The organism is Enterobacter sp. SM3 (assembly GCF_009811935.2).
Lineage (GTDB): Bacteria > Pseudomonadota > Gammaproteobacteria > Enterobacterales > Enterobacteriaceae > Enterobacter > Enterobacter asburiae_D.
In genome coordinates this window covers 3,746,265-3,768,413 of record NZ_CP099971.1, presented here as the reverse complement: position 1 = coordinate 3,768,413, position 22,149 = coordinate 3,746,265, and the positions used below count along the sequence as shown (strand labels likewise).

The 22,149-nt window shown below is 58.5% G+C and carries 22 protein-coding genes; 11 read left to right on the top strand and 11 right to left on the bottom strand.

Features of this window, described 5'->3' with window-relative positions; all coding sequences use genetic code 11:
- Position 1 precedes the first annotated feature (1 nt).
- Complete coding sequence (locus tag GVO84_RS17640; protein WP_159514780.1) at positions 2-1,024, top strand: HoxN/HupN/NixA family nickel/cobalt transporter; 1,023 nt, start codon at positions 2-4, stop codon at positions 1,022-1,024.
- Here GVO84_RS17640 and GVO84_RS17635 read toward each other — a convergent pair.
- From GVO84_RS17635 to norV, 4 genes are all read right to left on the bottom strand, one after another.
- Positions 997-2,661 carry an SgrR family transcriptional regulator gene (locus GVO84_RS17635; protein ID WP_159514779.1) on the bottom strand — a complete coding sequence of 555 codons (1,665 nt, stop codon included), beginning with the start codon at positions 2,659-2,661 and terminating at the stop codon, positions 997-999. The two genes, GVO84_RS17640 and GVO84_RS17635, sit on opposite strands and share 28 nt — an antisense overlap.
- Positions 2,662-2,822: 161 nt before the next feature.
- Positions 2,823-2,981 (bottom strand): hypothetical protein, encoded by a 159-nt coding sequence (locus tag GVO84_RS17630; RefSeq protein ID WP_183078912.1) that lies wholly within the window; start codon positions 2,979-2,981, stop codon positions 2,823-2,825.
- Positions 2,982-3,258: 277 nt separating this feature from the next.
- On the bottom strand, positions 3,259-4,392 hold the full coding sequence (gene norW / locus GVO84_RS17625; protein WP_159514778.1) for an NADH:flavorubredoxin reductase NorW: 1,134 nt from the start codon (positions 4,390-4,392) through the stop codon (positions 3,259-3,261).
- Complete coding sequence (gene norV, locus GVO84_RS17620; RefSeq protein ID WP_121424504.1) at positions 4,389-5,834, bottom strand: anaerobic nitric oxide reductase flavorubredoxin; 1,446 nt, start codon at positions 5,832-5,834, stop codon at positions 4,389-4,391. The genes norW and norV overlap by 4 nt, the downstream gene beginning before the upstream one ends.
- 186 nt (positions 5,835-6,020) lie before the next feature.
- Here norV and norR point away from each other — a divergent pair, with 186 nt between their 5' ends.
- Positions 6,021-7,535, top strand: a complete 1,515-nt coding sequence (norR, locus tag GVO84_RS17615) for a nitric oxide reductase transcriptional regulator NorR (RefSeq protein ID WP_159514777.1) — start codon at positions 6,021-6,023, stop codon at positions 7,533-7,535.
- Here the strand turns inward: norR and gutQ are convergent.
- The 7 genes from gutQ to srlA all read right to left on the bottom strand — a co-directional run bounded on the left by gutQ (position 7,532) and on the right by srlA (position 12,481).
- Positions 7,532-8,497 (bottom strand): arabinose-5-phosphate isomerase GutQ, encoded by a 966-nt coding sequence (gene gutQ / locus GVO84_RS17610; protein ID WP_029742068.1) that lies wholly within the window; start codon positions 8,495-8,497, stop codon positions 7,532-7,534. The genes norR and gutQ overlap by 4 nt on opposite strands.
- Entirely contained in the window at positions 8,490-9,263 is a 774-nt protein-coding gene (srlR, locus tag GVO84_RS17605) for a glucitol operon DNA-binding transcriptional repressor SrlR (RefSeq protein WP_032660362.1), read from the bottom strand. The genes gutQ and srlR overlap by 8 nt, the downstream gene beginning before the upstream one ends.
- A 63-nt stretch (positions 9,264-9,326) precedes the next feature.
- Positions 9,327-9,686 carry a transcriptional regulator GutM gene (gene gutM / locus GVO84_RS17600; protein WP_032660364.1) on the bottom strand — a complete coding sequence of 120 codons (360 nt, stop codon included), beginning with the start codon at positions 9,684-9,686 and terminating at the stop codon, positions 9,327-9,329.
- 106 nt (positions 9,687-9,792) lie between these two features.
- Positions 9,793-10,572, bottom strand: coding sequence for a sorbitol-6-phosphate dehydrogenase (srlD, locus tag GVO84_RS17595; RefSeq protein WP_063144187.1), 780 nt, complete (start codon positions 10,570-10,572; stop codon positions 9,793-9,795).
- Positions 10,573-10,586: 14 nt separating this feature from the next.
- Positions 10,587-10,949 (bottom strand): PTS glucitol/sorbitol transporter subunit IIA, encoded by a 363-nt coding sequence (gene srlB, locus GVO84_RS17590; protein WP_008499554.1) that lies wholly within the window; start codon positions 10,947-10,949, stop codon positions 10,587-10,589.
- A gap of 12 nt (positions 10,950-10,961) precedes the next feature.
- Positions 10,962-11,921, bottom strand: coding sequence for a PTS glucitol/sorbitol transporter subunit IIB (gene srlE / locus GVO84_RS17585; RefSeq protein ID WP_023308950.1), 960 nt, complete (start codon positions 11,919-11,921; stop codon positions 10,962-10,964).
- Positions 11,918-12,481 carry a PTS glucitol/sorbitol transporter subunit IIC gene (srlA, locus tag GVO84_RS17580; RefSeq protein WP_023333189.1) on the bottom strand — a complete coding sequence of 188 codons (564 nt, stop codon included), beginning with the start codon at positions 12,479-12,481 and terminating at the stop codon, positions 11,918-11,920. Before srlA ends, srlE begins: the two co-directional genes overlap by 4 nt.
- Positions 12,482-12,732: 251 nt before the next feature.
- On the opposite strand from srlA, the gene mltB reads away from it, so the two are divergent.
- The 9 genes from mltB (at position 12,733) to csrA (ending at position 22,080) form a co-directional block, all read left to right on the top strand.
- A complete protein-coding gene (mltB, locus tag GVO84_RS17575; protein ID WP_201283073.1) occupies positions 12,733-13,833 on the top strand; it encodes a lytic murein transglycosylase B in 1,101 nt (366 codons plus the stop codon).
- Between the two features lie 313 nt (positions 13,834-14,146).
- Positions 14,147-14,800 (top strand): metal ABC transporter ATP-binding protein, encoded by a 654-nt coding sequence (locus GVO84_RS17570; protein WP_159514775.1) that lies wholly within the window; start codon positions 14,147-14,149, stop codon positions 14,798-14,800.
- Positions 14,797-15,657, top strand: a complete 861-nt coding sequence (locus GVO84_RS17565; RefSeq protein ID WP_159514774.1) for a metal ABC transporter permease — start codon at positions 14,797-14,799, stop codon at positions 15,655-15,657. The genes GVO84_RS17570 and GVO84_RS17565 overlap by 4 nt, the downstream gene beginning before the upstream one ends.
- A 14-nt stretch (positions 15,658-15,671) precedes the next feature.
- A complete protein-coding gene (locus GVO84_RS17560) occupies positions 15,672-16,550 on the top strand; it encodes a metal ABC transporter substrate-binding protein (RefSeq protein WP_159514773.1) in 879 nt (292 codons plus the stop codon).
- 129 nt (positions 16,551-16,679) lie between these two features.
- A complete protein-coding gene (gene pncC, locus GVO84_RS17555; RefSeq protein WP_023308944.1) occupies positions 16,680-17,177 on the top strand; it encodes a nicotinamide-nucleotide amidase in 498 nt (165 codons plus the stop codon).
- Between the two features lie 89 nt (positions 17,178-17,266).
- Positions 17,267-18,325 (top strand): recombinase RecA, encoded by a 1,059-nt coding sequence (gene recA / locus GVO84_RS17550; RefSeq protein WP_023308943.1) that lies wholly within the window; start codon positions 17,267-17,269, stop codon positions 18,323-18,325.
- A gap of 68 nt (positions 18,326-18,393) precedes the next feature.
- Complete coding sequence (gene recX / locus GVO84_RS17545) at positions 18,394-18,894, top strand: recombination regulator RecX (RefSeq protein ID WP_159514772.1); 501 nt, start codon at positions 18,394-18,396, stop codon at positions 18,892-18,894.
- Positions 18,895-19,025: 131 nt separating this feature from the next.
- Complete coding sequence (gene alaS / locus GVO84_RS17540) at positions 19,026-21,653, top strand: alanine--tRNA ligase (protein ID WP_121424497.1); 2,628 nt, start codon at positions 19,026-19,028, stop codon at positions 21,651-21,653.
- Between the two features lie 241 nt (positions 21,654-21,894).
- Entirely contained in the window at positions 21,895-22,080 is a 186-nt protein-coding gene (gene csrA / locus GVO84_RS17535; protein ID WP_000906486.1) for a carbon storage regulator CsrA, read from the top strand.
- Positions 22,081-22,149 lie beyond the last annotated feature (69 nt).

Genomic DNA, 22,149 nt, shown 5'->3' with positions numbered 1-22,149 from the left:
AATGTTACGACTCTTACGCAATGAACCTCGCGCCGCGCTTCTGATGCTGGCTCTGGTAATGGCAAACCTGCTGGCCTGGGGATGGGCATGGCACGCCTTTAGCGGCAGCACGGCGCTGATGGCCGCCAGCCTGCTGGCGTGGTGCTACGGGCTGCGTCACGCGGTGGACGCCGATCACATCGCGGCCATTGATACCGTGACGCGTAAGATGATGCAGCAGGGCAAACGCCCGTCCGGCGTGGGGGCGTGGTTCTCGCTGGGGCACTCCACCATCGTGGTGCTGGCCTCGATTGCCATCGCCGCTACCGCGACGGCGTTTCAGAAAAACATGGAATGGTTCCACGAAACCGGCAGCCTGATTGGCACCGCCGTTTCCGCCACCTTCCTGCTGGCGATGGCGCTGGTAAACATGGTGATCCTGCGCGGCGTCTGGCGCAGTTTTCAGGCGCTGAAACACGGCAGGCCCGTGCAGGGCGACATCACGCTGCCTGCGCAGGGCGGCGTCATGAACTGGCTGTTTGGCAAAACCTTCCGCCTGGTGAATAAAAGCTGGCAGATGTACCTGGTCGGTTTCCTGTTTGGCCTCGGCTTTGATACGGCCACCGAGATTGGCGTGCTGGGGATCTCTGCCGCCAGCGCCTCCAGCGGAATGTCGGTGTGGTCAATCATGGTCTTCCCGGCGCTCTTCGCCAGCGGCATGGCGCTGGTGGATACCCTCGACAACCTGCTGATGGTCGGTGCCTACGGCTGGGCGTTTAACAAGCCGCAGCGCAAGCTCTACTACAACATGACCATCACCGGCACCTCCGTGGTGGTGGCGCTGTTTATCGGCGGACTGGAAGCGCTGGGCTTGCTGATGGACAAGTTCGCCCTCAGCGGCGGCGTCTGGGATCTGATTGGCGCGGTGAACGACAACCTGGGCAACGCCGGGTTTGTGGTGGTCGGGCTGTTCGTTGCCTGCTGGCTGATCTCGATGGTCAACTACCGCTGGCGCGGCTACGACGCGCTGGTGGTGCGCTCCTGAGCCGGCGGCAGCCAGGCGCGGGTAAAATCAAGCCAGCCGCTGGCGGTCAGCACTATGTCCTGCACGTTTTCCAGGGTGTTAAGACGATAGCGGTAGTGGAACAGCGGCGTGCAGGCGCCGCTTTCCAGCAGGTGCTGAAAGAAGGCGGGCAGATGTTTTCGCAGGCTTTCTTCGCTTTCGCAGTACGCCATCAGCATCTGCTTCGCTTTTTGCCAGGCGGTCTGCCCCAGTGCGGTGGCCCACGCGGGCTCTTCGGTAAACCACTCTGCCAGCGCGAATTCCGCGGCTTCACCCGCCAGATAATCCCCCAGTAAGATATCCCCCTGCGCCAGCGCGTCGGGGGCGTGCCACGCCTCGCGGTCCTTCCGCTGGATGATAACGTCACAGCCGCGCTTTTTCAGGCGCGTTTGCAGCATGCTGGCCAGATCGCACAGCCCCGGCGTGTCGTAACAGATCAGAGAAAGGGCCGCGGGGAGCGCCACGTCGGAGGCATCCGCAAACGCGGGCGTGGTGATGCCGGGCAGGATCTCCGTGCGGGTATCGACATCCTCCCTGCGGAGGTGCTGTTGGTTAATATGCTGAATTTCCTGACGAAGCCAGGCGGCCAGCGGGTGCGGCAGTCCGGCATTCAGCATCAGCCAGGCAAACCCGCCGCTGGTGGAGGTGACGGACTCCCGGGCATTTTCGCCTTTACCCACGGTGATCCACGCCGATTTTTCTGCCTCGCTGCGGGTTCGCCAGAACTCAATCGCATGCAGCAGCGGGTGCGCCGCAAAGTACCAGGGCTGACGCTCAAGGCGCAGGTAGTGCGAGTGGTGATGGGCGATAGCAAAGGGACCCGCGCCGATAGTCGGCTGCTGCGGATGCGGCAGGCGACAGGCGTGATGCGCGAGACGATGCGCCAGCATGGCATCGGGCGCGTTCAGCGCAATCTCCAGGCACCAGGGGGCGACAAGCGACACCGTTTGAACGTGCGCGAGCCCCGCGCCGCGCGCCGGATCGGCCAGCATCTGCTGCATCGCGCTGAGAACATCTTCATCGCTGATGGCCTGCCCGTTATGCCAGTGCGCGCCGCTGCGCAGGTAAAAGCGCCAGCGACGTTTGTCGTCATGGGTATCCCAGTGGTGGGCTAAATCCGCTACCGGCTGCGGGTGGCCGGGCGCGTAGCGCGTCAGCCCCGCGTGAACCGCGCAGATAATATGCTGTTCGGCGCGGCGGCGCTGAAGGGCGGGATGCAGCGAGGTCAGCGGGCGATACCACGGAATGCGCAGCGTCGGCTGATGCTTAAGCCATTTGCCGCCTAAAAACGGGGTGATGATGTGGTGCAGGCTAGCCGGATCGCCGTCGGCCAGCTGCAGCGCGCTCTGGTAATCCCCTTTCTCCAGGCAGGCGTGCATCAGCGGCGCGCTCAGCTCGCTGGTGGTGGTCAGGCAGTGCAGGGTGGCACGGTGCCCGCGCCCCGGCTGCGCGTCCCAGCTTAGCCAGCCGCTTTGTGCGAGCTGGCGCAGCAGGGTGCGCGCATGACGTTCGCTGCAGAGCGCAACCTCCGCGACTTCGGTAATGGTGGTGGACGCAGGCGCTGCGCCGTAGTGCTGATAAAGCCGTTGATACTGACGGATTTTCTGAAGCTGGCGCATAGCGGCATACCGATGAAAAAGGGATGCTGAGAGTGTAGGATTTTTTTGCGGAAGAAAAAGTGCTGGTTTACGTAAAGTGTTCCGGTTTTTAACCCGGCGGCGCTACGCTTGCGCGGGCCTACGGGCTTTGTAGGCTGGGTAAGCGTAGCGCCACCCGGCAATTACCGCTCAGGTTCACTGACCGGCATCATCAACTCGCGCAGACGCTCAATGCGCGCCTCCGGGCTCAAATAAAGCCAGCGAAATAAAATGTGTTCCGCATGCTTCGCTTCTTTGAAATAGCGAGAAAGATAATTGAGTTCTTTATGAAAAGTCGCCATGATTTGTCTCCGGCTGATTAATACCTTTTCAGACTAAGCCGGATGTGAATAATAAAACAGGGTGATGTTTTTAAGCTGTTCCGCATTTAAGTATTAATGGAAATAATAAATAAGGGATTGATAGCGATGATATACCTGCTTTGCATTTATTTGATGAATAGAATGCGTAAAAAAAAGCCCCGGGACATCGGGGCGGTGGATAATCAAATCCAAAGGTTAAGTAAGCGTGGCCGTGCTGTAGGCCGGGTAAGCAAAGCGCCACCCGGCAAAACGAGGGTTAAGCAGGTAACAGTTTCAGCAGCGCGAAAGCCTCCTTCATCCGGTCTTCACTGACGACAAAAGCGCGTAGTTGACCCTCATTATCGGCACCGCGCGCGACTATTCCCTGCGGTTCGAGGGTAATTTGCCAGTTCAGATCATGACGCTGCGTTTCACCGGCAAGATGCAGCGGTAATTCCGGCGTTTTGACTTTAATTAGCATGGCGGGTAATTTCAGCGGCGCGCTGCCGCCGAGCAAATTTTTCGCCAGATACATCGCGCTTAATTGTATCGGCTGCAGGAACGGAAGCACCTGACCGTTAATTTCCGCGCAGTCGCCCAGCGCATAAATATCCGGCTGCGTAGTTTGTAGGTAGCTATTTACCTTCACGCCACGACCTGTTTCGGCGCCTGCGCGATGCGCCAGCCCGGTTTCCGGGCGCAGGCCCGTCGCCGCGATAACCGCATCCACCTCAACGCTGCGGCTGCGGTCGAGCGTGGCACGAATACCGCCTTCAGTTTTGGTCAAACTCAGCAGCTGCGATTTGAGCAGCAGATGGACGCCCATGTCGGTCAGGCGATGCTGTAAGCGACTGCTTACTTCTGCGGGCATCAGTGACGACAGGATGCTCGCCGCATGGTCGACCAGGGTGACGGATTTGCCCGCCCGGCAGAAATCCATCGCCAGTTCGGTGCCTATCAGCCCGCCGCCGACAATCATCACGCGCTGCGCGTCGCGAAGCGCCGTTTCGCTGGCCTGGTACTCCTGCTGGCTGTTGAGGGTGAGCATCAGCTCGCGGCCCTCAATCGGCGGTACGAACGCAGAGGCACCCGTGGCGAGCACCAGCCTGTCGTACTGCCAGGTCTTCTCTTTTGCTTTCACCACGCGGGCGGCGGCGTCGATATCGGTGACCCAGGTGTACGGGAACAGGCGCAGGTTAAACTGCTCTGCGAACTCCCCCGCCGTCTGGCGGGTGAGGTCTTCGGCGCGCTGATTCTGGCTAATGACGTGGCTGAGATCGGGCTTGTTGTACTCGTCCATGCTGTCGGCGGCAATCACCGTCAGCGGCACGCTGGCATCCTGCTTGCGGATGTTTTTTACCAGCTGGCGGGCGGCAAAGCCCGAGCCGATGATGACGATACCGTTGCTCATTTTGCCTCCGTACCCAGTTCGTCAAAAACGTCTTTTCCGAGGGAACATTCCGGGCAGAGGAAGTTGTCCGGCACGTCGCGCCACGGGGTGCCCGGAGCAACATCCTGCAGCGGTTCGCCCAGCTCAGGATCGTAAATCCACTGGCAGACGCTGCACTGCATGCGCGGGCCGAGGTCAGCAGCCGCGGCTGCCGCACAGGCGCAGGCTTCCTGCTGTTCGGATGGTTGTGCCGCTTGCGGAAGGGGGGCGAGCGCCCACTGACGGGCAATGTCGCGACCGTGCTGGCGGCAGATCTCCAGGGCGTCGATATCCGGACGCCATTTTGCCTTCAGGCTCAGGGACATTTCAAAACCGGCATCCTGCAGGCGGGTAGACAGACGGTCTACCGCGCCGCCGCTCCAGCCGTGAGAGCCAAAGGCGCTGGCGCGCTTGTTGCGAAAACGCAGGCCGGTCATCTCTTCCACCAGACCGGCAATTTTCGGCATCATCACGTTGTTCATGGTGGAGGTGCCCACCAGCACGCCCTTAGAGCGGAACACGTTGGTCAACACCTCGTTCTTATCGCTGCGCGCCACGTTGAAGATTTTCACCGCCACGTTGGGGTCCACTTCGTTGATGCCCTGAGCAATGGCATCCGCCATCATGCGGGTGTTGTTGGACATGGTGTCGTAGAAAATGGTGATGCGGTCTTCCTGATAGTCCGCCGCCCATTTCAGGTACAGCTCCACAATCTGGGTTGGGTTCTCACGCCATACCACGCCGTGGGAGGTGGCAATCATGTCCACCGGCAGGTTGAAGCCGAGGATCTCGGTGATTTTTGGCGTCACCAGGCGGCTGAACGGGGTCAGGATGTTGGCATAGTAGCGCTGGCACTGCTCGAAGAGTTCGGTCTGGTCCACTTCGTCGTTGAACAGGCGCTCGTCGCAGTAGTGCTGGCCGAAGGCGTCGTTGCTGAACAGCACCGCGTCGCCGGTCATGTAGGTCATCATGCTGTCCGGCCAGTGCAGCATGGGCGTTTCCACGAAGATCAGCTGTTTGCCATTGCCGATATCCAGCGCGTCGCCCGTTTTCACGGTGTGGAAGTTCCACTCCGGATGGTGGTGATGGCCGTTGATCGAGTCGATGGCGTTGGTGGTGCAGTAGATAGGCGTGTTCGGAATGTAAGACATCAGCTCGGTCAGCGCACCGGCGTGATCTTCTTCCGCGTGGTTGATGATGATGTAGTCGATGGCGTCCAGGTCGATTTCACTGCGCAGGTTCTGCACGAACTCGCGGCTGAACTTGTGATCGACGGTATCGATCAGCACGTTTTTTCCTTCGCGGATGAGATAGCTGTTGTAGCTGCTGCCGCGCAGCGTTTTGTATTCCGTCCCGTGGAAATCGCGCACTTCCCAGTCACGTTGACCGACCCAATGAATGTTATTTTTAACCAGAATAGACATAGCAACCTCTACGTAATACAGCATTTTCAAATAAGATGATTTGCTTATATCAAGTTGCGTGCCAACTTTTAATTTGTTGATTTTTATTGATTAATATTTTTATGATCCGTAATGGGTAGTCATTATGACTATCAATATTAGTGTCAATATGACAATGTGGATTGTCAAAATGACAGCGAGGTCAATATGAGCTTTTCCGTAGACGTGCTGGCGAAGATCGCCATTGAACTGCAGACCGGTATCGGCCATCAGGACCGCTTTCAGCGGCTGATCTCCACGCTGCGCCACGTGCTGGCGTGCGACGCCTCGGCGCTGCTGCGCTACGAAGGGCGGCAGTTTATTCCGCTGGCTATCGACGGGCTGGCGCAGGACGTGCTCGGGCGGCGTTTTACCCTTGAGGGCCATCCGCGTCTGGAAACCATCGCCCGCGCGGGTGACGTGGTGCGTTTCCCGGCGGACAGCGACTTGCCCGACCCGTACGACGGGCTTATTCCCGGACAGGAGAGCCTGAAGGTGCACGCCTGTATCGGCCTGCCGCTGTTTGCCGGACAAAACCTGATTGGCGCACTGACCCTCGACGGCCTGTCGCCGGACCAGTTCGACACCTTTAGCGACGAAGAGCTGCGCCTGATTGCCGCCCTGGCCGCCGGGGCGCTGAACAATGCCCTGCTGATTGAACAGCTGGAGAGCCAGAACATTCTTCCCGGCAGCCCGGCGGCGTTTGAGCAGGTAACGCACACGGAGATGATCGGCCTTTCGCCGGGCATGGCGCAGCTCAAAAAAGAGATTGAGATTGTTGCCGCCTCAGACCTGAACGTGCTGATCTTCGGGGAAACCGGCACCGGTAAGGAGCTGGTTGCGAAGTCCATTCACGAAGCCTCGCCGCGCGCGGTGAACCCGCTGGTGTACCTCAACTGCGCCGCGCTGCCGGAAAGCGTGGCGGAAAGCGAGCTGTTTGGTCACGTTAAGGGGGCGTTTACCGGGGCCATCAGCAACCGCAGCGGCAAGTTCGAAATGGCCGATAACGGCACGCTGTTTCTGGATGAAATCGGCGAGCTCTCCCTTTCGCTGCAGGCCAAGCTGCTGCGTGTGCTGCAGTACGGCGACATCCAGCGCGTGGGGGATGACCGCAGCCACAGAGTGGACGTTCGCGTGCTGGCGGCCACCAACCGGGACCTGCGTGAAGCGGTGCTGGCCGGGGAGTTCCGCGCCGACCTGTTCCATCGCCTGAGCGTGTTCCCGCTTACCGTACCACCGCTGCGCGAGCGCGGGGACGACGTGGTGCTGCTGGCGGGCTTTTTCTGCGAGCAGTGCCGTCTCAGGATGGGGCTTTCCCGCGTGGTGCTGAGCCCGGGAGCGAGGTCGCATCTGCTGAGCTATGGCTGGCCGGGCAACGTGCGCGAGCTGGAGCATGCGATCCACCGCGCGGTGGTGCTGGCGCGGGCGACGCGCTCGGGTGACGAAGTGGTGATCCACGCGCGGCATTTTGCGCTGCAGGATGAAAGCGCACCGGCTGTTGCGCAGGCTGCGCCAGAGATAGCGAATGAAAATCTGCGTGAAGCCACGGAGGCGTTTCAGCGTAAGATGATTACCCGCGCGCTGGAGCAGAATAACCGCAGCTGGGCGGCGTGCGCGCGGGCGCTGGAGATGGACGTCGCCAACCTGCACAGGCTGGCGAAACGTCTGGGACTGAAGGGTTAGATAATGCCGGCCTGATAGAAGTCCTGCAGGTTGATGGCGCCGCACAGCCTGCCGGCATCATCCACCACCGGTGCGGCGGTGATTTTGCGCTTCATCAGCACCTCTTTGGCTTCAATGGCGCGGCTCTCGGCGTTCAGCGTCAACCCGCCTTTGGTCATGGCGTCCGACACGTTGGTTTCCAGCCTGCCGCCGCCCACCAGCCAGCGGCGCAGGTCGCCGTCGGTGAACACGCCCTTGACGCTCCCGTTGTCATCGCAGACCGCAACCAGCCCCAGACCGGTGCGGCTGAGCTCCAGCATCGCGTCCATGACGCTGGTATCGAGTTTGACCTGCGGAATGGCATCGTCGGTGCGCATCAGGTGGTGAACCTTGTTGAGCAGGCGTGCGCCGAGCGCACCCGCCGGATGCGAACGGGCGAAATCCTCTTCGTTAAAGCCGCGCGCCTGCATCACCGCCATTGCCAGCGCGTCGCCCATCATCAGGGTGTTAACGGTGCTGGAGGTCGGAGCGAGGTGCATCGGACAGGCTTCACGCTCAACGGAAATATCCAGCGTCGCTTTGGCGGCCAGCGCCAGCGGCGAGCGGGATTTGCCGGTCATCGCCAACAGGGCGACCGACTTTTCCTGCAGGCGCGGAATAATCAGGTCCAGCTCTTTGGCCGAACCGGAGTAGGAGATAAACAGCATCACGTCGCGGCTTTCAATCATCCCCAGATCGCCGTGCAGCGCCTCTGCCGGATGCACGAAGAACGCCGGGGTGCCGGTGCTAGCGAGCGTCGCGGCAATCTTTTTTCCGATATGGCCGGATTTACCGATGCCCGCCACGATCACTTTGCCTTCGCAGTGGATAATGGTGTTGGCGGCGCGGACAAAATCCTCGCCCAGACGTTCCGGCAGGCGGCTGGCTTCCTGCAGTTCCAGCATCAGCGTCTGGCGCCCCGTTTCTAACAGAAAATCACTCATCTCTTTCTCCGGTTACGATCACGTCGATTCCTTTCTCTTCCAGCGCTTTCTTGAACGCCGGGTCGATACCCGCGTCGGTAATCAGCTTATCGACGCTTTCAAGGCTACAGACAATGTTGGGGCTTTTGCGGCCAAACTTCGACGAGTCTGCCATCAAAATGACTTCCCGCGCGGCGTTGCACATCGCTTTACTGACGCTGAATACCTCGTTGAAGGTCGTCACGCCCGCGTTCAGGTCGATGCCGTCGGTGCCCATAAACAGTTTATCAAAGCTGAAGTGCTCGAAGGCATTCTCCGCCAGCTGGCCGTGAAACGACGCCGATTTTTTGCGGAAGGTGCCGCCGGGCATCAGGATGGTCTGCTCGCTGTCGAATTCCGACAGGGCGTTGACGATGTGCAGGCTGTTGGTCATCACCGTGATGTTGTTAAAGCGGCTGAGCAGCGGGATCATCTGCAGGACGGTACTGCCTGCATCCAGAATGATGGAATCGCCATCGTGGATAAATTTTACGGCGGCTTCGGCAATCAGCGCTTTCTGGTGGGTATTGATCAGCGTTTTGTGATCGATAGGCGGGTCGGCTTCGTCTTTATTGAGCACCACGCCGCCGTAGGTTCGAATGACGGCGCCAGAGTTTTCGAGCAATACCAGGTCCTTGCGTATTGTCGTGCCGGTGGTGTCAAAGTAGTGAGCCAAATCCTCTACCGAACATTTTCCCTGCTTTTGCAGATGTTCGAGAATGGCCGCCTGCCGCTGACGAGGTTTCATAGGCGCTTCGTTCCTTAGGTTGCGAAATGATAATTTCGCAAGTCTATAGCTTTCACAACGAAATTATCCATGTTTCAGATTAAGCGCTAATGATAGTGCATTCTGACAGAGTGGATCATGGGGAAAGATCACATCGGGCCGTAATTCCTGCAGCGAAATGCCGTTGATTGCCTGGATTTTCACCGGACGGGCGAAGACAGTCATGCCGCGCATGATCAGGGAATCGCACACCTGGTCGTGCTCATCCAGCGCAACGGCGACGACCACGCGCGGTTTGAAGCGTCCGCCGGAACGACCGACCCCGACGCGACCTTTCTGGCACAAGGCATCAAACGCGCGGTTAAACTGGTGGATCTGCCAGCCGCCAAACGCCATCTGGCACAGCCAGGCGAGTGCGGCGACGGTGATGAGTGCGGTTACCATATTTCACTCCTTAATTGCCGGGTGGCGGCTGCGCCTTAACCGGCCTACGGTTTGAAGGTTTTTGTAGGCCCGGTAAGCGGTAGCGCCACCGGGCAATACCGCTCGATCAGAACATGACCTGCCCGCCGGTGACGTTAATCGACTGCCCGGTGCAGTACGAGGCTTTCGGGCTGGCGTAGAACAGCAGCATGTTCAGCACGTCCTGATAATCGCACCCGCGCTTCAGCGGCACTTTATCGATGTAGTACTGCTCCACTTCCTCAGCTTTGATGCCGAGCTTGGTGGCATACTGCGGCAGCAGGGACTGGAACATCGGCGATTTCAGCAGGTTGCCGAGCATCAGCGAGTGAACAGTAATGCCGTACTCGGCCAGATCCAGCGCCAGAGACTGCGTCAGCCCCACGCCGCCAAACTTCGCCGCGCTGTAGCCGGAGTTATGCTTGCTGCCCACTTTCCCTGATTTGGAGTTGATCTGAATGATGCGCCCCTGAATGCCGTCGCGGATCATCAGGCGGGAAAACTCGCGGGCGCAGAGGAAATAGCCCACCAGATTCACCTGCAGCGAACGGTCAAAATCCCCCAGTTCGAAATCGCTGATAAAGGCCGCTTTCGCAATCCCCGCGCTGTAGACCAGCAGGTCGGTACGTCCAAAAATCTCGTCCACGCCGCGGGCCAGCGCCATCACGCTCTGCTCGCTGGTGGCGTCGGCACCAAACCCGTACGCCATCCCTTCACCAAACTCGGTGTTGAGGGTGTCCGCCACGCGGGCGGCTTTTTCACTCTGAATGTCCACTACCGCCACGCGGTAACCCTCTGCGGCAAGCCCACGGCAGAGGAACTCGCCTAAGGTTTGTCCCCCACCAATGACAACGGCAACCTGACTCATGTGTTTCTCCTTAATTACGCAACAAATTTTAACGTGCAGCCTGGGGTGACAGCCTGCGGAACCGGGCCCGCTACGTGAACCGTACCGGGATACTCGGCCTGCGGCTGGCCGTCGAAACGCAGGGTGATATGGCCCAGCTCGCGCAGGTTTTGCTCGGCCACGTCGCCGACGGCGGTGACGGCATAGCGCGCCTCGCCCAGCTCCAGCTGGCTTCCTGCCTTCAGCTCACCGTTCAGCTCGCCGTGGCAGTGGATAAAACAAAACTCTTCGATATCCGCCGGAGCGCCTTCGCGGAAGGTGATCAGCATCTGGTCGCTCAGCGCGTCGGCCGCGCTCTGGCCGATGCGGGTAATGGTGGTCTGGTAAATGACGGTCATCGCAGGAACCTCTTATTGATAAATAAAGCCGGAGACAAACCAGGCAATCAGCACCGTCGGCGCGCCCGTCAGGAAGCGGCTGACCAGCACGGACGGCACGCCCACGCGCACGGTGTCCTGGCGCGCTTCGGCCAGCGACAGCCCAACGGGGATGAAATCGCACGCCGCCTGGGCGTTAATGGCAAACAGGGCGGGCAGGGCGAGGTGCGGAGGGATGTTCCCCAGACCAATCTGCACGCCAATCAGCACGCCGATGACCTGGGCAATCACCGCGCCCGGGCCGAGGAACGGCGACAGCAGCGGGAAGGAGCAGATCAGCGCCAGCGTCACCAGCCCGAGCGGGTGGCTGGCGAGCGGGGCGAGGCCGTGGGCAATCCAGTCCCCCAGGCCGGACGCCATGATGATGCCGATCAGCGCCGACACGAACGCCATAAACGGCAGGATGGTTTTCAGCACCGTGTCGATGGTGTCGCGCCCGGACTGGAACAGCACCGCCACGGCGGAACCCATGCCCATCCCGACCTTCGCCAGCAGGCCGTCGCTCTGCTCGGTGATTTTCTTGCTGGTGTCGTACTCGCGCGGGGCCGCTTTTTGCGGCGCGGCAGTGCCATTCACCAGCGTGATGTTGTCCTCCTTCACGCCCGAGACATAAATGTCCTCAAGGATGTACTGCGCCAGCGGGCCGGATTTTCCGGTGGAGTGAATATTCACCGTCGGAATGCGGCGCTTCGGATAGATACCGCAGCGCAGCGTGCCGCCGCAGTCGATCACCGCCACGCCGATTTCCGCTTCCGGCGGCTCGCCTTCCTTGAAGCCGTCGACCGCTTCCCAGCCGGTCAGCTCGCGCAGCCTGTCGACGATCGCCGGGCGCGTCCCTGCGGTGATGTAGACGATCTTTTTGCCTTCGGTGGCGTCGAACTCCAGCGGGCCGCCCCAGCCGCCCGTGCCTTTCTCAATGCGGATCCGGTTCATGCTGTGGCTCCTGAAAGATGGACTTTCTGTTCAAGCTGGATGCCCATTTTTTTCTCAAAAATGGCGGTGGTGAGGTCGGTCACCCAGCCGCGGAAGAAGTTGGTGACCAGGCCGACCAGCAGATAGCTCACCGCCAGCGGGCCGAGCGGCAGGCCAAGGGTGGTGAGGCCGCTGGCGATCCCGAGATAGACAAACAGCTCGCCAGGGTTAATGTGCGGGAACAGGCCGTTCATCGAATGACAGCTGTAGGAGGCGGCGGCGTAGTAGCTCGGCTTGTACTTTTCCGGCATGAAGCGGCCGAGGCTTAAGGTCATCGGGTTACAGAACACGAAGGTACCGATGAACGGCAGTACCAGGTAGCGGGACAGCGGATTCCCGGCACAGCGCTGGGCGAAGCGTTCAATGCGCTGCTGGCCGATAAAGTTGATCAGCGCGTTCATGATCACCAGCAGGCTGATCAGCAGGGGCAGGATCCCGGTCACCATGCCGGTGAACACTTCTCCGCCTTTCTGAAACAGCCCGATGAACCACTCGGCGCCGTGGGTGATGGTTTCTATCATTCTTCTCTCCTGTGGGCTTTTTTGTTTTTGTCTGACTGGGCTAATAATAATCACTTTGAAAGGTTTTAAAGTGTTAGTTAGATCTCACAATGAAAGGAAAATGGATTATTTTGAAAGTTTATTGATGGGGTGAATGATTTTCGGTGGAAAAAAGCGCGGATTTGCGTGGGGGAGGTGCGTACCGCTTCCTTGAGGTGTTGCGGATGCTTTACCATACTGGGTTCTTATCGAACCCGTTAAATGGATGTCTCATGTTCAAGCGTCGTTATGCAGCGCTGTTGCCTGCGCTTATTCTGCTGTCTGCCTGTAGTAGCAAACCTAAGACCGAAGCCGTTCAGCAAACGGCGGGCGCGCCTTCCGGAGGATTCCTGCTGGAGCCGCAGCACAATATGATGCAGATGGGCGGCGACTTCGCGAATAACCCGGCGGCCGAGCAGTTCATCGATAAAATGGTGAGCAAACACGGCTTTGACAGACAACAGCTGCACGAAATTTTGTCTCAGGCCAAGCGTCTGGACTACGTGCTGCGACTGATGGACCGGCAGGCGCCGACGGCCCAGGTGCCGAGCGGGCCGAACGGCGCGTGGCTGCGCTACCGCAAACAGTTTATTACCCCGGACAACGTGCAAAACGGCGTGGTGTTCTGGAATCAGTATGAAGATGCGCTTAACCGCGCGTGGCAGGTGTACGGCGTACCGCCGGAAATCATCGTCGGGATTATCGGCGTGGAAACCCGCTGGGGCCGCGTGATGGGTAAAACCCGCATCCTGGACGCGCTGGCGACGCTCTCCTTTAACTACCCGCGCCGCGCGGAGTATTTCTCTTCCGAGCTGGAGACCTTCCTGCTGATGGCGCGCAGCGAGCAGGACGATCCGCTCGATCTGAAAGGGTCGTTTGCCGGCGCGATGGGCTACGGCCAGTTTATGCCGTCCTCCTATAAGCAATATGCCGTCGACTTTAACGGTGATGGTCACATCAACCTGTGGGATCCGGTGGATGCCATCGGCAGCGTGGCGAACTACTTCAAAGCGCACGGCTGGACGCCGGGTGGGCAGGTGGCGGTGCAGGCCAACGGCGAGGCGTTTGGTCTGGAAAACGGCTTCAAAACCAAATACAGCGTCGCACAGCTGACGGCGGCAGGCTTAACGCCAACCCAGCCGCTGGGCAATGTCGATCAGGTAAGCCTGCTGCGTCTGGATGTGGGAACCGGTTATCAGTACTGGTACGGCATGCCGAACTTCTACGCCATCACCCGCTATAACCACAGCACCCACTATGCAATGGCGGTGTGGCAGCTGGGGCTGGCGGTGTCTCAGGCGCGCGTTCCTGCGGCGTCGCCGTTTAGTCAGTAAGCCGCTCCGACGGGTAGGCCGGGTAAGGCAACGCCGCCACCCGGCATGGCTGCACGCACGGTGCGGCCTGATGCCCTCACCCTGACCCTCTCCCACGGGAGAGGAAAATTCCGCAGAAACATTTCGCCACACTCCCTTTTCAAACCCGCCATTTACATCTTATCCGCCTTTCATTATTGTTATGTTATAACATTTAATGCGGTGTCGACATGTCAACGTCCCTTTTTTCTCTGTCTGCTCTGGTTCGGCTTTTGCTGGCGCTGGTGCTGGTTGTCTTTATCGGGCTGGCCGTGCGCTGGGCGGTGGCATTGCCATGATTGTGATGAATGAACTGGTTGCGGGTTATGAACGCCAGCCCGTTACGCGGCCCCTCTCGGGCACGATTGAGCGCGGAAGCATGACCGCCATTATCGGCGCTAACGGCTGCGGGAAATCCACGCTGCTGAAAACGCTGGCGGGGTTTATCCCTCCCGTCAGCGGCGGCTTCCGCTGGCAGGGTAAGCGCCCGGTCATCGGCTGGCTGGCACAGCGCCACGCGCTGGAGGCGCAGTTTCCGCTGACCGTTCAGGACGTGGTAAGCATGGGCTGCTGGCCGGGCATTTCGCTTTTTTCCGGGTTTCGTCGCGAAACGCGGCTGCGCATTGCCGGCGCGCTCGAGCGCGTTGGGCTTGAGTCCATGGCGTTATCCACCATCGATGAACTCTCCGGCGGTCAGTTTCAGCGCATGCTCTTTGCCCGCGTCCTGGTGCAGCAGGCGCCGCTGGTGATGCTGGATGAACCCTTTACCGGGGTCGATGAAGCTACCTGCAGCGTGCTGATGGATTTGATGCTGGAGATGTATATGCAGGGGCAAACGCTGCTCGCGGTATTGCACGACAGCGAGCGCGTGTCGCGCCATTTCCCGCAGACGCTGCGGCTGGATGCTGACGTTCCCCAGTGGAAATCCGAGCGGGTGAGGGTGGCATGATCTGGCATCTCTTTTTTCAGCCGTTTATTGAGTACGGCTTTATGCGTCGCGCGCTGGTGGTTTGCCTGGCGCTCTCCGTCAGCACCACCGCGCTCGGCGTGTTTCTTCAGCTGCGTCGGATGAGCCTGATGGGCGACGCCCTTTCTCACGCCATTTTGCCGGGTGTCGCCGTGGGGTATTTGCTTAGCGGTATGTCGCTGCTGGTGATGAGTATTGGCGGTTTTATCGCGGGAATTACCGTGGCGCTGCTGGCCGGGCTGGTCAGTCGACGCACGCCGCTAAAAGAAGATGCCAGCTTTGCCGGGTTTTATCTTGGCTCGCTGGCGCTGGGGGTCACGCTGGTGTCGCTGCGCGGGTCAAATGTCGATCTGCTGCATCTGCTGTTTGGCTCCATCCTCGCCGTGGACAACGACGCCGCGCTGTTTGTCACGGGCGTTTGTATGTTCACCCTTATTACGCTGGCGCTGTTTTATCGCGGGCTGGTTACAGAAGCGTTTGATACCGCCTGGCTACAGGTGAACGCCCGCTGGCTGCCTGGCCTGCTGCACGGACTGTTTCTGGCGCTGCTGGTGCTTAACCTGGTGGCCGGTTTTCAGGTGCTCGGCACGCTGATGGCCGTCGGGCTGATGATGCTTCCGGCCGTGGCGGCACGCTGCTGGGTGCGCACGTTACCTGCCTTACTCCTGATGGCGGGTATCAGCGGTATTTTCTGCGCATGGCTGGGGTTGAGCCTCTCCTGGGCGATGAGTCTACCGGCCGGGCCATCCATCGTGCTCACCGCCAGCGCGCTGTTCTTTATTTCCATTTTACTGGGTACGCGAAGCAGGCTCGCTGGCAGCCTGCGCGCGCTTTTTTAACGCAAGGGGAAACGATGAAACGTACAGGAATTGTAGTGGCGCTCGCGCTGGGGATGATGTCGCACGGCGTGATGGCGAAAACGCTGAATGTGGTGACCAGCTTTTCGATACTGGGGGATATCACGCAGGAGGTAGGCGGTGACCATGTGAAGGTGACGACGCTGGTCGGGCCGGACGGCGATCCGCATACCTTTGAACCGTCGCCGAAAGACAGCGCGGCCCTGAGCAAGGCTGATGTGGTGGTGGTGAACGGCCTGGGGCTGGAAGGCTGGCTTGACCGTCTGGTAAAAGCCTCCGGATTCAAGGGGCAGCTGGTGGTGGCTTCATCCGGGGTGAAAACCCACACCCTGGAAGAGGACGGCAAAACCGTCGCCGATCCGCACGCGTGGAACAGCGCGGCGAACGGGGCGCTGTATGCGCAAAATATCCTGAACGGGCTGGTGAAAGCCGATCCGGATGATAAAGCCGCGCTGGAAGCCTCCGGTAAACCGTATATCGCGCAGCTTAGCCAGCTGGATAACTGGGCCAAAACGCGCTTTAGCCAGATCCCGTCGGCGAAGCGTAAGGTGCTGACCAGCCATGACGCTTTCGGCTATTTCAGCCGCGCCTACGGCGTGACGTTCATGGCGCCGCAGGGGCTGTCGTCTGAGAGCGAAGCCAGCGCGGCGCAGGTCGCTGAGATTATCAATCAGATCAAAGCTGACGGCGTGAAAACCTGGTTTATGGAAAATAAGCTCGATCCGCGTCTGGTTAAGCAGATTGCATCGGCGACGGGCGCGCAGCCTGGGGGCGAGCTTTATCCCGAAGCGCTGTCGGCAAAAGGTGGGGCGGCAGACACCTACGTTAAGGCGTTTCGCCACAATGTGAACACCCTCGCTGACAGCATGAAATAACCTTTCCACCGCCGGTGCGTCCGTACCGGCTTTTTTCTGAAGCCCCCTCGTAAAACCTGAAGTGCATCCCCACATCTGACGAGAAAGTGCTATCTTGTGCAGCACGTTTTTCTGATGCCTGGAGCGAGAATGACTGACCATGAATTGATGCAGCTTAGCGAGATCGTTGGCCTTGCGCTGAAGCAGCGTGGCGCGACAATCACCACTGCGGAATCCTGTACCGGCGGCTGGGTGGCGAAAGCGATTACCGATATTGCCGGCAGTTCCGCCTGGTTTGAACGCGGTTTTGTGACCTACAGTAACGAAGCTAAAGCACAGATGATTGGCGTGCGTGAATCCACGCTTGAACAGCATGGCGCGGTCAGCGAACCGGTGGTGATCGAGATGGCCATTGGTGCGCTCAAAGAGGCGCGCGCAGATTACGCGATTTCCATTAGCGGCATTGCGGGCCCGGACGGCGGCAGCGACGTGAAGCCTGTCGGCACCGTCTGGTTTGGGTTCGCCACCTCCAAAGGGGAAGGGATCACCCGCCGGGAGTGCTTCAGCGGCGATCGCGAAAGCGTGCGTCGTCAGGCAACCGTTTATGCGTTAAAAACGCTCTGGCAACAATTTCTACAAAACACTTGATACTGTATGACCATACAGTATAATTGCACCAACAGAACAGAAATCCACGGTGAAGCACAGTCGCTTCTCCCGGCATGACAGGAGTAATAATGGCTATCGACGAAAACAAACAGAAAGCGTTGGCGGCAGCACTGGGCCAGATCGAAAAGCAATTCGGTAAAGGCTCCATCATGCGCCTGGGTGAAGACCGTTCCATGGATGTGGAAACCATCTCCACCGGTTCGCTTTCTCTGGATATCGCGCTGGGCGCTGGCGGTCTGCCTATGGGCCGTATCGTAGAAATCTACGGGCCAGAGTCCTCCGGTAAAACCACCCTGACGCTGCAGGTGATTGCCGCGGCACAGCGCGAAGGTAAAACCTGTGCGTTTATCGATGCCGAGCACGCGCTGGACCCTGTTTATGCTCGCAAGCTGGGCGTGGATATCGACAACCTGCTGTGTTCTCAGCCGGACACCGGTGAGCAGGCGCTGGAAATTTGTGACGCGCTGGCGCGTTCTGGTGCCGTTGACGTTATCGTGGTCGACTCCGTTGCCGCACTGACGCCAAAAGCCGAAATCGAAGGTGAAATCGGTGACTCTCACATGGGCCTCGCGGCACGTATGATGAGCCAGGCGATGCGTAAGCTGGCGGGTAACCTGAAGCAGTCCAACACGCTGCTGATCTTCATCAACCAGATCCGTATGAAAATTGGTGTGATGTTCGGTAACCCGGAAACCACTACCGGTGGTAACGCACTGAAATTCTACGCCTCTGTCCGTCTGGATATCCGCCGTATCGGCGCGGTGAAAGAGGGCGAGAACGTGGTGGGTAGCGAGACCCGCGTGAAGGTAGTGAAGAACAAAATCGCCGCACCGTTCAAACAGGCTGAGTTCCAGATCCTCTACGGCGAAGGGATCAACTTCCTCGGCGAGCTGGTTGATCTGGGCGTGAAAGAGAAGCTGATTGAAAAAGCGGGCGCCTGGTACAGCTACAACGGTGACAAGATTGGTCAGGGTAAAGCGAACGCGATCTCCTGGCTGAAAGAGAACCCGGCTGCGGCGAAAGAGATTGAGAAGAAGGTACGTGAGCTTCTGCTGAACAACCAGGACTCCAAACCTGATTTCGTGGTGGATGCCGCGGATGCTGAAGAAACTAACGAAGACTTTTAATTCTCTCGTTTAACGATGAAGGGCTGCTGATGCGGCCCTTTTTGCATTTCTGAATCAGCAGGTTTTTTATGAGTGAACCGACAACACGTCGACCCGCGTATGCACGCTTACTGGACCGCGCGGTGCGCATCCTGGCCGTTCGTGACCACAGTGAACAGGAGCTGCGGCGAAAACTGTTGGCTCCGGTGATGAGTAAAAACGGGCCGGAAGAGATTGATGCCACGGCGGAAGATTATGATCGCGTGATTGCCTGGTGCTATGAGCATCGTTATCTCGATGACGAGCGTTTTGCCTCACGATTTCTCGCCAGCCGCGGCCGCAAAGGATATGGGCCCGCACGCATCCGGCAGGAGCTGAATCAGAAAGGGGTGGCCCGGGAATCCATCGAAAAAGCGATGCGCGAATGCGATATTGACTGGTGCGAGCTGGCCAGAGAACAGGCGATACGTAAATACGGCGAACCGCTGCCGCGTGAATTTTCAGAAAAAGTCAAAATCCAGCGCTTTTTGCTCTACCGCGGCTTTCTCATGGAAGATATTCAGGATATCTGGCGTAATTTTGCCGATTGAACGCATGCGGGATTTTACTTCCCACTAAAGAAAACTTATCTTATTCCCACTTTTTCCAGTAGCTGGTCTGTCCAACGGTTTACCGATACAGGCTGGCTACGACATTTCGTTAGCTTGATTTCAGGATAATTATGAGCAAGAGCACCGCTGAGATCCGTCAGGCGTTTCTCGATTTTTTCCATAGTAAGGGACACCAGGTTGTTGCCAGCAGCTCCCTGGTACCGAACAACGATCCGACTCTGCTGTTTACCAACGCCGGGATGAACCAGTTCAAGGATGTGTTCCTTGGTCTCGATAAGCGTAATTATTCCCGCGCCACAACCTCACAGCGTTGCGTGCGTGCGGGCGGTAAACACAACGACCTGGAAAACGTCGGTTACACCGCGCGTCACCATACGTTCTTCGAAATGCTGGGTAACTTCAGCTTCGGCGACTACTTCAAACACGATGCTATTCAATATGCGTGGGAACTGCTGACCGGTGAAAACTGGTTCAACCTGCCGAAAGAGCGTCTGTGGGTTACCGTCTATGAAACCGATGACGAAGCCTACGAAATCTGGGAAAAAGAAGTCGGGATCCCGCGCGAGCGTATTATTCGCATCGGTGATAACAAAGGCGCGCCATACGCGTCTGACAACTTCTGGCAGATGGGTGATACCGGTCCTTGCGGTCCGTGCACCGAGATCTTCTACGATCACGGCGACCACATCTGGGGCGGCCCTCCAGGCAGCCCGGAAGAAGACGGCGATCGCTACATTGAGATCTGGAACATCGTGTTCATGCAGTTCAACCGTCAGGCCGACGGCACGATGGAGCCGCTGCCGAAGCCTTCCGTTGATACCGGTATGGGCCTGGAGCGTATTGCCGCGGTTCTGCAGCACGTTAACTCCAACTATGACATCGATCTGTTCAGCACGCTGATCAAGTCCGTCGCGGAAGTGACCGGCGCGACTGACCTCAGCAATAAATCTCTGCGCGTTATCGCGGACCACATTCGTTCCTGTGCGTTCCTGATTGCCGACGGCGTTATCCCGTCGAATGAAAACCGTGGCTACGTGCTGCGTCGTATCATTCGTCGTGCCATCCGTCACGGCAACATGCTGGGCGCGAAGGACACCTTCTTCTATAAACTCGTTGGGCCATTGATTGGCGTGATGGGTGCTGCCGGTGATGAGCTGAAACGCCAGCAGGCGCAGGTAGAGCAGGTTCTGAAAACCGAAGAAGAGCAGTTTGCGCGTACACTGGAGCGCGGTCTGGCGCTGCTGGACGAAGAGCTGGCTAAACTTAAGGGCGACACGCTGGATGGCGAAACCGCTTTCCGACTGTACGACACCTACGGCTTCCCGGTTGACCTGACGGCGGACGTTTGCCGTGAGCGCAACATCAAAGTTGACGAAGCGGGCTTCGAAGCCGCGATGGAAGAGCAGCGTCGTCGCGCGCGTGAATCCAGCGGTTTCGGTGCAGACTACAACGCGATGATCCGCGTTGATAGCGCGTCAGAATTCAAAGGTTATGACGCGCTGGAACTGACCGGCAAAGTGACCGCTCTGTTTGTTGACGGTAAAGCCGTGGACAGCATTAGCGCGGGTCAGGATGCGGTTGTCATTCTGGACAAAACGCCGTTCTATGCGGAATCCGGCGGCCAGGTTGGCGATAAGGGCGAACTGAAAGGCAACGGTTTCAGCTTTAGCGTCAGCGACACCCAGAAATACGGTCAGGCGATTGGTCACCAGGGCAAACTGGTTTCCGGTTCTCTGAAAGTGGGCGAGGGCGTACAGGCTAACGTGGATGAAGCTCGCCGCGCGCGCATTCGTCTGAACCACTCTGCAACCCACCTGATGCACGCTGCCCTGCGCGACGTACTCGGTACCCACGTTGCACAGAAAGGTTCTCTGGTTAACGACAAAGTGCTGCGCTTCGACTTCTCGCATTTTGAAGCGATGAAACCGTCTGAAATTCGCGCGGTGGAAGATCTGGTGAACGCGCAGATCCGTCGTAACCTGCCAATCGAGACCCACATCATGGAGCTCGAGGACGCGAAGAAAAAAGGTGCGATGGCGCTGTTTGGTGAGAAATATGACGACCGCGTTCGCGTGCTGAGCATGGGCGACTTCTCTACCGAGCTGTGCGGCGGTACGCACGCATCGCGCACCGGTGACATTGGCCTGTTCCGCATTGTTTCCGAGTCAGGTACGGCGGCAGGTGTGCGTCGTATTGAAGCGGTGACCGGTGAAGGTGCGATTGCCAGCCTGCATGCGCAGAGCGATCAGCTGCACGACATCGCGCAGCTGCTGAAAGGCGATAGCCAGAACCTGGGCGAGAAAGTGCGCGTTGCGCTGGATCGCACGCGTCAGCTGGAAAAAGAGCTGCAGCAGCTGAAAGAGCAGGCTGCGGCGCAGGAGAGTGCAAACCTCTCCAGCAAGGCTGTAGACATTAAGGGCGTCAAACTGCTTGTCAGCGATCTGGCGGGCGTTGAGCCTAAGATGCTGCGTACTATGGTCGACGATCTCAAGAACCAGCTTGGTTCTACCGTTATCGTGCTGGCGACAGTGGCAGAAGGTAAGGTTTCTCTGATTGCGGGCGTCTCTAAGGATGTGACCGACCGCGTAAAAGCAGGGGAACTGATTGGTATGGTCGCTCAGCAGGTGGGCGGCAAGGGTGGCGGTCGTCCGGACATGGCGCAAGCCGGTGGTACGGATGCGGCGGCACTTCCGCAAGCTTTGGCCAGCGTTGAAAGCTGGGTAAGCGCGAAACTGTAATAACTACAAAGCGCAAGCAGACGCCATAGCGGTAACGTTATGGCGTCTTGTTCACTGTGCTATCGATAACGATAAAGTCAGGTTGAGTTTGTGTATATCGGCTAAACTTACGTTTAACAGAATGTGATGCCGTGACTGCTTACACTTTACGTGTTTGTCATCGCTTACTTTTTGGCGTTATATGATGGATAATGCCGGGATACAAGAGACCCGACTCTTTTAATCTTTCAAGGAGCAAAGAATGCTGATTCTGACTCGTCGAGTTGGTGAGACCCTCATGATTGGGGATGAGGTCACCGTGACAGTTTTAGGGGTAAAGGGTAACCAGGTACGTATTGGTGTTAACGCTCCTAAAGAAGTATCTGTCCACCGTGAAGAGATCTACCAGCGTATCCAGGCTGAAAAATCCCAGCAGTCCAGTTACTGATATTGTCGCGTCTCGCTGTCGGGCGAGACGCAACCCTCCTGTCATTTTTCCTGCTCAACGTTACCGTTT

What these genes read in the sequence shown, in the direction of transcription:
- GVO84_RS17640 (WP_159514780.1), top strand. Translation starts at nt 2, where the DNA reads ATGTTACGACTCTTACGCAATGAACCTCGCGCCGCGCTTCTGATGCTG.
- GVO84_RS17635 (WP_159514779.1), bottom strand. Translation starts at nt 2,661, where the DNA reads ATGCGCCAGCTTCAGAAAATCCGTCAGTATCAACGGCTTTATCAGCAC.
- GVO84_RS17630 (WP_183078912.1), bottom strand. Translation starts at nt 2,981, where the DNA reads ATGGCGACTTTTCATAAAGAACTCAATTATCTTTCTCGCTATTTCAAA.
- norW (WP_159514778.1), bottom strand. Translation starts at nt 4,392, where the DNA reads ATGAGCAACGGTATCGTCATCATCGGCTCGGGCTTTGCCGCCCGCCAG.
- norV (WP_121424504.1), bottom strand. Translation starts at nt 5,834, where the DNA reads ATGTCTATTCTGGTTAAAAATAACATTCATTGGGTCGGTCAACGTGAC.
- norR (WP_159514777.1), top strand. Translation starts at nt 6,021, where the DNA reads ATGAGCTTTTCCGTAGACGTGCTGGCGAAGATCGCCATTGAACTGCAG.
- gutQ (WP_029742068.1), bottom strand. Translation starts at nt 8,497, where the DNA reads ATGAGTGATTTTCTGTTAGAAACGGGGCGCCAGACGCTGATGCTGGAA.
- srlR (WP_032660362.1), bottom strand. Translation starts at nt 9,263, where the DNA reads ATGAAACCTCGTCAGCGGCAGGCGGCCATTCTCGAACATCTGCAAAAG.
- gutM (WP_032660364.1), bottom strand. Translation starts at nt 9,686, where the DNA reads ATGGTAACCGCACTCATCACCGTCGCCGCACTCGCCTGGCTGTGCCAG.
- srlD (WP_063144187.1), bottom strand. Translation starts at nt 10,572, where the DNA reads ATGAGTCAGGTTGCCGTTGTCATTGGTGGGGGACAAACCTTAGGCGAG.
- srlB (WP_008499554.1), bottom strand. Translation starts at nt 10,949, where the DNA reads ATGACCGTCATTTACCAGACCACCATTACCCGCATCGGCCAGAGCGCG.
- srlE (WP_023308950.1), bottom strand. Translation starts at nt 11,921, where the DNA reads ATGAACCGGATCCGCATTGAGAAAGGCACGGGCGGCTGGGGCGGCCCG.
- srlA (WP_023333189.1), bottom strand. Translation starts at nt 12,481, where the DNA reads ATGATAGAAACCATCACCCACGGCGCCGAGTGGTTCATCGGGCTGTTT.
- mltB (WP_201283073.1), top strand. Translation starts at nt 12,733, where the DNA reads ATGTTCAAGCGTCGTTATGCAGCGCTGTTGCCTGCGCTTATTCTGCTG.
- GVO84_RS17570 (WP_159514775.1), top strand. Translation starts at nt 14,147, where the DNA reads ATGATTGTGATGAATGAACTGGTTGCGGGTTATGAACGCCAGCCCGTT.
- GVO84_RS17565 (WP_159514774.1), top strand. Translation starts at nt 14,797, where the DNA reads ATGATCTGGCATCTCTTTTTTCAGCCGTTTATTGAGTACGGCTTTATG.
- GVO84_RS17560 (WP_159514773.1), top strand. Translation starts at nt 15,672, where the DNA reads ATGAAACGTACAGGAATTGTAGTGGCGCTCGCGCTGGGGATGATGTCG.
- pncC (WP_023308944.1), top strand. Translation starts at nt 16,680, where the DNA reads ATGACTGACCATGAATTGATGCAGCTTAGCGAGATCGTTGGCCTTGCG.
- recA (WP_023308943.1), top strand. Translation starts at nt 17,267, where the DNA reads ATGGCTATCGACGAAAACAAACAGAAAGCGTTGGCGGCAGCACTGGGC.
- recX (WP_159514772.1), top strand. Translation starts at nt 18,394, where the DNA reads ATGAGTGAACCGACAACACGTCGACCCGCGTATGCACGCTTACTGGAC.
- alaS (WP_121424497.1), top strand. Translation starts at nt 19,026, where the DNA reads ATGAGCAAGAGCACCGCTGAGATCCGTCAGGCGTTTCTCGATTTTTTC.
- csrA (WP_000906486.1), top strand. Translation starts at nt 21,895, where the DNA reads ATGCTGATTCTGACTCGTCGAGTTGGTGAGACCCTCATGATTGGGGAT.